The organism is Lacticaseibacillus suibinensis (genome assembly GCF_003946175.1).
GTDB classification, from domain to species: Bacteria; Bacillota; Bacilli; order Lactobacillales; family Lactobacillaceae; genus Lacticaseibacillus; species Lacticaseibacillus suibinensis.
Genome location: NZ_RHOK01000017.1, coordinates 48,166 through 56,542 on the forward strand (window position 1 = coordinate 48,166; position 8,377 = coordinate 56,542).

General features: G+C 54.8%; 7 protein-coding genes. 4 read left to right on the forward strand and 3 right to left on the reverse strand.

Annotation, left to right across the window (positions count from 1 at the left end; translation table 11 throughout):
* Positions 1 to 48: 48 nt before the first annotated feature.
* Complete coding sequence (locus tag EKM90_RS09285) at positions 49 to 2,511, reverse strand: TIM-barrel domain-containing protein (RefSeq protein ID WP_125581969.1); 2,463 nt, start codon at positions 2,509 to 2,511, stop codon at positions 49 to 51.
* Positions 2,512 to 2,909: 398 nt separating this feature from the next.
* Between EKM90_RS09285 and EKM90_RS09290 the strand changes: the two genes are divergently transcribed.
* Positions 2,910 to 3,764, forward strand: a complete 855-nt coding sequence (locus EKM90_RS09290) for an RluA family pseudouridine synthase (protein ID WP_125581971.1) — start codon at positions 2,910 to 2,912, stop codon at positions 3,762 to 3,764.
* Between the two features lie 70 nt (positions 3,765 to 3,834).
* Here the strand turns inward: EKM90_RS09290 and rpmG are convergent, their stop codons facing one another.
* Complete coding sequence (rpmG, locus tag EKM90_RS09295) at positions 3,835 to 3,987, reverse strand: 50S ribosomal protein L33 (RefSeq protein WP_125581973.1); 153 nt, start codon at positions 3,985 to 3,987, stop codon at positions 3,835 to 3,837.
* Between the two features lie 122 nt (positions 3,988 to 4,109).
* On the opposite strand from rpmG, the gene EKM90_RS09300 reads away from it, so the two are divergent.
* From EKM90_RS09300 to EKM90_RS09310, 3 genes are all read left to right on the forward strand, one after another.
* Positions 4,110 to 4,643, forward strand: coding sequence for a GNAT family N-acetyltransferase (locus EKM90_RS09300; protein WP_125581975.1), 534 nt, complete (start codon positions 4,110 to 4,112; stop codon positions 4,641 to 4,643).
* Between the two features lie 131 nt (positions 4,644 to 4,774).
* Positions 4,775 to 5,323, forward strand: a complete 549-nt coding sequence (locus EKM90_RS09305; protein ID WP_125581977.1) for a hypothetical protein — start codon at positions 4,775 to 4,777, stop codon at positions 5,321 to 5,323.
* 501 nt (positions 5,324 to 5,824) lie between these two features.
* Positions 5,825 to 6,607, forward strand: a complete 783-nt coding sequence (locus EKM90_RS09310; RefSeq protein WP_125581979.1) for a hypothetical protein — start codon at positions 5,825 to 5,827, stop codon at positions 6,605 to 6,607.
* Between the two features lie 57 nt (positions 6,608 to 6,664).
* On the opposite strand, the gene EKM90_RS09315 is transcribed toward EKM90_RS09310, so the two are convergent.
* Positions 6,665 to 8,176, reverse strand: coding sequence for a helix-turn-helix domain-containing protein (locus EKM90_RS09315; RefSeq protein WP_125581981.1), 1,512 nt, complete (start codon positions 8,174 to 8,176; stop codon positions 6,665 to 6,667).
* Positions 8,177 to 8,377 lie beyond the last annotated feature (201 nt).

Genomic DNA, 8,377 nt, shown 5'->3' on the forward strand with positions numbered 1-8,377 from the left:
TTTGTTTCACTACTTTAACCTTAGTCAACTTAAAGCATTGGTGCAAGCTTACCAAGTCAGGGTGAAGGTCAGAGGTTCGCGAATCGAACGTGCCGGTACACTGATGGTGACGCCGGTTTCGCTGCGGTTGAGGGGATCGACTACGCGCCGGCCCGGTTGCATGTGCACTGCGATCGGCACCTCGCCGCTTCGAGCTGTGACTTGGGTAGGCGCTGGACCCGCCACAAAGAGCTGAACGGGTACGGTTTCCGCTTGGCCAGCAAATTGGCCTTCGGTGGCGTGAATGGTCAGGCTGACGGTACCTCTGCTACGCTCAGCGGTGATTAAGGTGGTGGCTTGCGCACCTGTTTGATAGGCGAGGGTGGTCCCATCATCCTCCACTAGCGTAAAGGCCCTGGCTGGCCCTGGCCAGTAGTCAATTAACCGCGCCGCCGACCGCGCCGCTGGATTTTGATGCGGCAAAGCCAAGGGGATGATGCTTCCAGCTTTGACGTAAACAGGCAGTTGAGCCAGCGGCGCGGGGACATCGCTTAAGGTCTGATCGCCGGCAATTTTGGCGCCGGTCCAAAAATCGAACCAGTCGCCGTGCGGCAGGTAAACACTGGCGCGGGTGGCCTGACCATCTGGTTGCAGGCGGTCAGGGCGCACGATTGGTGCCACCAGCAAACTAGCCCCGACCATGAATTGATCCGCCAATTCGCCAGCGGCCAAGGCGTCAGGGTCAGCCCAGAAGGTCGGGCGCATAATGGGCGCAGTTTGGGTCGCTAGGCTGTACAGATAAGGTACCAGCATGGTGTGGTACTGCAAAAAGGCGCGGTTGATGGCCGCAGTCGCCATTTCCATGCCCATCAGCTTCGGCTGCGTGCCCCAACCATCCATGGCAAAAAAGCTAGGCGTGAAGGCTTTCCACTGGAGGTCGCGGGTTTGAATGATAGGGTCGCCGCCACCATAAATACCATCCACGTCGCTGGCGATGTGCGGCTGGCCGGCTAATCCGGCGGCCAAATAACTGGCGACATGGGTTTCTAGGTTGCGCCAAGTGCCACCGGTTTGATCGCCGGTCCACACCAGCGCCGCGCGTTGCGTGCCGGCCCAGCCATCTAGGGTCACCGTCAACGGTCGCAGTTGGTGAGCCGCGAAGGCGGCCTGAATTTTCGCGGTGGCATTAACGCCGAAGGTATAGCCTTCACCAATCCAGGCGACATCGGTTTTGACGGCGCGACTACCAGCTTCAACTTCCTGTTGCAAGTCGCGATCGTTTTTCTGCGGAGTGGCGGTTTGCGGGCTCAACTGGGCCTGAGTCCATAACCCCACTTGAATGCCGTGGGCGTTGGCGTATTGAATGAAGGCTTTCAGATTGGCTAAGTCACCGGCAAAGGAATCGGTTTGCCCATAGCCTGAGCCGTAGCCATCATTGGGAATCATCCAGCCCAAGGGAAAACCTGCCTCGGCATAGCGGTCAATCACCGCGCGGCCAGAAAATTGGCCGTCGTGTTCGCCATTGAGCGATTCGTGAATCGCGGTTTTCGGCATGCCATTTTTATCAGGATCAGTGAAGGTGACTTGACCATTGCCATAGACATTCGGCACCAGGGGCTGGTTGTTGACGGTGATGGTGCCGGGCCGAAAGCCGAGGTTGAACGTGGCCTTGTTCAGCGGTGAATAGGCCTTGTACCAATGGCCATCCGCAAACTGCCGCGCCCCGGCCGAATCAGCCGTCACCGCCACCCAATAATTGCGATTGTAGGCATTGAAGTGGGCGGGGTAAAAGGCGAAGGCCGGCAGGCGCACCGGCTGGCCGGTGAGTTCATAGTAGCCGTCAATGAGGCTGACCGGGGTTTGGCCTAAAATCAGGTAGGCATCATACAAGCTGTCTTCATGCGTGAGGTAAGCACCGTGCAGCGGGTCGCCGAAATCATATTCACCTGGCGTAAAGGAGTTGGCCAAAAAGCCATAACCACTGGTTGTCCAATAGAAGGGCACCGGGCTGGAAACACTGCCCCGAGTCCATCGATTTTCGTTTTTGATGGCAATCAGGCGGCCCGTTTGCTCAACTTGCCCGTTTTGGACGCCGCCGCCGAAATAGTGCGCATTCAGCGCGGTTTTGATCCGAGTGGTCCAAGCCTGGCCGGCGAGCTGCGGCAGGGTTTGGGTCAAAAGCACCGTGTCGCCTCGCTTAATCACCATCTGACCAGCCTGTAAGCTCACGGTGTAAGCGCCAAGCGAGAACTGGTGGTCATGCAAATTCAGCGGTAGCTGGCCGCTGGCGGTGACAATCGGGGTTTGATACTGCTGGCCACTGCCACCAGTGGCGACGGTTTCGTCGGCATGTTTGGCGACTGCTGGCGCCTGGGGGATGCTCGGGTGCTGCGGCCAAGCGCCAGCCGTCACGGTCAGCCGCAGTAAGTGATCATTCACTGCCATCAGGCGCGCATGCCAGCCATGATAATCAAAGAGCACCGAGCCGTTTGCGGTATGTAAGTGCTGAAGCTGATTCGGGTTTTCTACCATATCAAGACGCCTCCGGTTTTCACCAGCATACCGCAACCACGTGAATTCGGGTATAATTTAAATCAGGCTGCGGAGTGAGGCCGCCTTTAGCCTGACGATTAACCTAGCTGCGAGCATTGAAGCCGGTCTTAGGCTTCGAGGCTTGCAGCGTAGCTAATCGGTCAGGCGTTGGCCTCGCGGAGCGCAACTAAATCAGGCTGCGGAGTGAGGCCGGCTTTAGCCTGACGATTAGCCTAGCTGCGAGCATTGAAGCCGGTCTTAGGCTTCGAGGCTTGCAGCGTAGCTAATCGGTCAGGCGTTGGCCTCGCGGAGCGCAACTAAATCAGGCGGCGAACACCGCTATTTTGAGCGTTGTTTCGCTTTGATTGAAACCAGCACCACCTAATCAGGAGGCAAACATGAACTTTTCTTTCCAATATTCAGCTGAACGGGCGACCACGGTCAAGCGCGTTCTGGCCCGGGCCGGGGTGTCGCATCGCCTGCTGACACGGCTCTTTAACGAGCGCCTGGTTTGGCGCAACGGTGTGGTCACCACCAACCAAGAGGTGATTCACGGCGACAAAATTCGCTTTGAACTGCCACCGAGTGATTTGGTGACCCCTAGTGACGGCTCGCTGCAGGTGGTGCTGGAGTTGCCGAACTGGCTGATTGTCGAAAAACCGGCAGGCCTCGCCAGTGTCCCTGGCCCCAGCAACCGTGAAGATTCGCTGCTAAACCGGGCGGCGGGCTATTTGGCGGCGGCAGGCATTGACGGCCCGCAGCCGGCTATCATGACTCGCCTTGATCGCGATACGACTGGGCTGGTGCTGATTGCGAAGCACATTTTTGCCCAAGGTAAGCTTGATCAGCAGCAAGATGCTGGCTTGCAAAAAGAATATCGCGCCGTGGTGGTGGGGACGCCAGCGCCAGCCAGTGGTCAGATTACGCTGCCGCTGGGGAAAGCGGCTGATGGCATTCATCGGGAAGTGCAACCTGACGGCCAGCCGGCCATCACCGATTATCAAGTGGTGGCTAGTCAAAGTGGTTTGAGCTTGGTCACTATCCAGCTAGAAACCGGCCGCACCCATCAGATTCGGGCGCATTTTGCCGCGATTGGCCATCCCGTCGTGGGTGACCCGCTGTATGGCCAGGCGGATGAGCGGTATGCGCATCAGTTGCTCCAAGCCAGCCGGTTGCAGTTCACTGACCCGTTCACCGGTGAGCAGTATGATCAGCAACTAACCATGCCGGCGGACTGGCCAGCTTTTGCCTAAAAAAGGGCAAAAAAATAACCGTCCTGAAGTCAGGACGGCGGTTGTCGCTACGGCCGTAAGCGACGACGAATTACTTGCGGACTTCAACGAAGTCAACCCGACGACGCAGTTTTGGAGAATACTTCTTCAAAGTGAGTCGGTCAGGTGTGTTGCGCTTGTTCTTGGAAGTCAAGTAGATCCGTTCGCCGGTTTCGGCGCAAGCAAGAAGAATGTGATCACGCATCTTACAGCACCTCTTTCATAATGATTGAACCTTAATAGCATACCGGAACCAGAAAAAAAGTCAAGGTTTGCTTGCAGGGATTGCATGGCGGTCGGGGGTTCACCGCGGAAAGGAACACAATAATGCACTTAACAGGTGACCGCGTTTCAGTTCGACCGTTCACGGCAGCCGATGCCCCGGCGTATTTGGCCTTGGCCCAAGACCCGCTGGTAGCGGGCCCCGCGGGGATGCGGCCGATTGCCAATTTAGAAGAGGCCAAGGCCCATGTGCTGAAAAATCAAACCACCGAGTTAGCGTTGGTGGTCAACGGCGCCGTCGTCGGGGAAGTGGGGATTTATCCGCGCACGGCCGATGCCGCCGCCCCAGAAGCCCGCACCCGAGAAATCGGCTATGCTTTGGCCCAACCCTATTGGGGGCAGGGGTTGATGCGGGAAGCATTGCGGCTGGTGATTCGTGAGCTGTTCACCCAGCGGATGACCGCGCTGTGGGCGGCTACTTTTCCCGATAATCAACGCTCGATTGCCTTGCTCGCGCGGCTGGGGTTCGAGTATCGCTTTACCGTGCCGCTGCCAGCTGGCCTGCACACCGATGGCCCGCAGTCGGAAGCTTACTTCGAATTAGTCAATCACATTTTGGCGCTTGAAGACGTTGATTGAGTGAAAATTGGCTCTAATAATACTTTTTCATGGTGTAAATTAGAGTTTTCATTTCAAATCGCAAAAGATTTCTCGTGGAGTTGCGCACTTAATGGTATAATGAAACCGACAATTTTAATGGAGGTTTCACAATGAGTGTCCAAACTGATTATGATGAGATCTATGCCAAGCGCTTGGCAGCGATCGAAAAAGATCCTGCCTTAACGATTTTATCTAGTATGGATCAAGCCCGGCCAGAGGGCACAACAAAGGCGACGCAATACATCGTCTACACCGATTACAAAGCAAACAGCTCACAAACCCGTTTCACCATCAGTGTGTACACGCCGTTTGAAAATGTGGACAAATACGGCCACTCAAAAGCTGACTTCCAATCCCAACTGCTGGTTGACGTTAATCGTTGGTCGCAGCGGATGCACATCACCGTGCTGGAAACGCTCGGCTCAGAAAGCCGCTTAGCGTTTTACGACTTCCAGAACATGGGCCTTGCCCAGCTTGCCTTGAAGGCCTTCGTTAATTTGGCCCGTAAGTCCGAAGCAGGCATCTTGGATGGTAATATCAGCTCCTTTGATAAGGAGAATTTTGCCAAGCTCCAACACATTTTTCCTAAGTTCGGCTTCACCTTCGACGTCCTCGACGCCGACCAGGGCCTGGCTAAAATCGAATTAAAGCTTAAGTAGCAACACAGGAAGGAGGCTAAGGCTTCCTTTTTTGATTCCAGGAGAAATCGGTTCACTACTTCATTGGCGACTGGAGCTGCTGTGTGGACGGTAAATATTTGAGTCAACCCCAACAGTAGGGCCGGCCAGGTGGAGCAGAAAAGGGCTCAGTGGTGAAATTGTTCTTAGCCAGTGGTTTTTACTGGCTTAGAACAAGCCGCGACTTTGAGACGCAAAGCGGCTCAAAGCGCTGGCCACCACGTTCCAGCCCTTTGCTGCGGAGCCTGGCCGGCCCGGCAGCATTGCGCACGCCTTGCTCCGCTGCCTAGTTGCGCTGCGCAAGGCCAACGCCTGAGCGATTAGCTACGCCAGCTGGCCCGCCACCAAAGAGCGGTGGCAAACCATCTGGCTAGGCTACTCGTCAGGCTAAGACCGGCCTTGTTCCGCTGCCTTTGATAAATATTTGACAGCGTTTTCAAATCCGCCTAAAATACTCCTATGTGGGGAAATGGGGGAAAGTCCATGTTATCACCAGGCGTTAAGGTATTCATGTATATGCTGACCATGTCTGGCTCGCCGGAGACGGTGAACGATCCGGTGTGGCATGATCGTTATCGGCTAGAGCCGCTGCGGCTGATTTCGCAGCTGCTAAATCGCAGTTTGATTGAGCCGGTGCCGGCCAAGGCCGGGCAGGCGTTTGAGCTGACGCCCAAGGGCCAAGCCGCTTTGGCTGATATTGACAACTGGCTCTGGGTCCATGAGTACTACCTTGCAGATGTGATTGATTTCGCCCATGTCCGTGACCATTGGTGGTCACACCCAAAAGTGGACTATGGCGTGCTCGAGCGCTTGCTGCAAGAGGCCAAGGTGCAATATAGCGACGATCCTGCTTACATGGCCATCCTCTTGCGGCATCAGTTGCGGCTTGAATATGATACGCATCACAATGATGCGGCAGCGCACACTTTGATGGCCTTGATTGATCAAGACCTTGACCCGCAGCCAGATGGCACAGTGCTCGACTATGATACGACTTGGGCCAAAATCACGGAGTTTGAGAAAACGACCTTGAAGACGTTGTTGAGCCGGTTGAATTGGACCTTGACCGATTTTGAAATGGCTTTTTCCAATTGGCTGGATACCCAGCCGCGGCATCTCCGCTTGTTTACGCGCTTTGAGTTGATGACCATCGTGATGTACGAGATTGGCAATGATAAAACAAAGCTGCGCGCGCTTTATGCGCAGGCTTCCACGCGCACGAACTGCCCGCCGGCTGTAGTTGGCGACAGTGTGCTGAATGGCTGAATCAAAACGCCCCTGTCACCGCGCAAGCGGAACGGGGGCGTTTTCAGTGGCGAACGCCTATGCAATGGTGGTTTGGCGGGCCAGCTTGGCGCGATACAGCGCCGCGATTTGTTCAAACAAGGCGCGGTAGTCGCTGGTCGTGGCGTCCAGGTACCAGTTGAAAATGGCCATTTTGCCGGCATCAGCGGTGAGCTTTTCGCGATCGATGAAATCGTCCAAGGAGGTGACCAACAAATCCGCCTTGGTCAGCGGGGCATTATCAGGCAAAAGCTCAACGACATTGAGGTTTTGCAGGAAATTGATGATGTTGCGGTAGACAATATCGGTGGTTTCCATCACCAACTTGACCTTGACGGTGTTGTCCCACTTAAAGCGGCGCAAATAAGGGACCAACAAGTAGAACAAGACGCGCATGAACGCCTCTGCGGATTGCTTATAGGGTTGGTAAGCAGGCTCATCAGGGAGGTCAGCGATAAATTGGGCGAGCTCAGTTTGCAGCTGGGTTTGTTGGTAAGTGATGGCGTCAGGCGGGAATAGGTCTGGCTGCTTGACGTAGTTGCCGCCCATCAGCGCAAACGCCGTAGTCATGCGGAGGAGGTTCATTTGGAGAATCTCGTCGTTTTTTAAGATCGGATCTTCGGGATCGCGCAGGTTCGTTTGGAGCATGGTCAGCAAGTTTTTGACCAGTGGCCAAATGGGACTCTCCGCTTGTTTGATAAAGGCGACGGCTGGCTGGAGGTCGGCGGTCGGTGGCGTGAAGCGAATTGTCTTTTGTTGAAAGAAGTAAAAAAAGGCATTTTCTTCCGTCAAAATATGTTTTGTTAGCCCTGGGAAGGCCTTTTCTTGATAAAAATTGATGGTCGGGAACGGATAATGCGTAAAGATGCGGGCAAAGCTGGCATCCAGCTTGATGTAGTGCCCGTGCAACAGGCGTGTGCGGCAAATGGCCCAGAACACGCGCTCTTGGGCGGCCACAATCGGATCAGGATCCGCAGACGGTAGCTCGCTGTACTGGGCGCGCAACTGGCGATAAGCAATCGCCTGAAACGGCCATTCGGTGCCGTGGTAACTCAGCCAGTAGAACTGCTGTAAAAACAGCCGCACCTGCTTTTCGTCGCCCACGAAGGCGGTTTTGGTCAAAGACAGTTTCAGGTGAAATTCGGCTAGAAAATTGCGGACCGGTATGGTTTTACGCATCAAGGTCGAGCGACTGATGTAGCGTTCAGCACAGAAGCGGTCCAGCGACGGCCGATTGCCCTGCACCAGATAATCGATGAACTGAAAGGCGATGGCATCTTGCAAAAGGTAAGTGCGGTAGTCATCGAGGCTGATTTTCAGCGGAGTGGTGCCATTTAAGGCCTTTTTGCACACGGCGCGGGTGTCATCGGTTAAGTCGACCAAATCGCGCAGCAGTTCTTGAAAAATGTTGTAGCTTTGCTGGTAGGACAGGTGCAACTTGGTGGCCAGATCGCTGATGGATAAACCATCGCTATGATGAACCGTCAACGTGCGAAACATTTCGAATTTTTGCAGATCGCTTTTTTCGAAGAAGATTGCTTCATAGCTCATGTGACCACCCCTTTCTCGGCGTTATATCTCCAGCGAGTATACCAAAAATGGCGCCTCAATTTTCAAGTCAAGTGCAACGATGATAACGAATTCTTGATAGTGGTCTAGTCTGTTACGCCATGCATCGGTAGTAATCGCATGGGCGAAGATAGTTCAGAATACGTCTGGGACGATGGTTCAGTGCGGATTGGACTGCTTGAA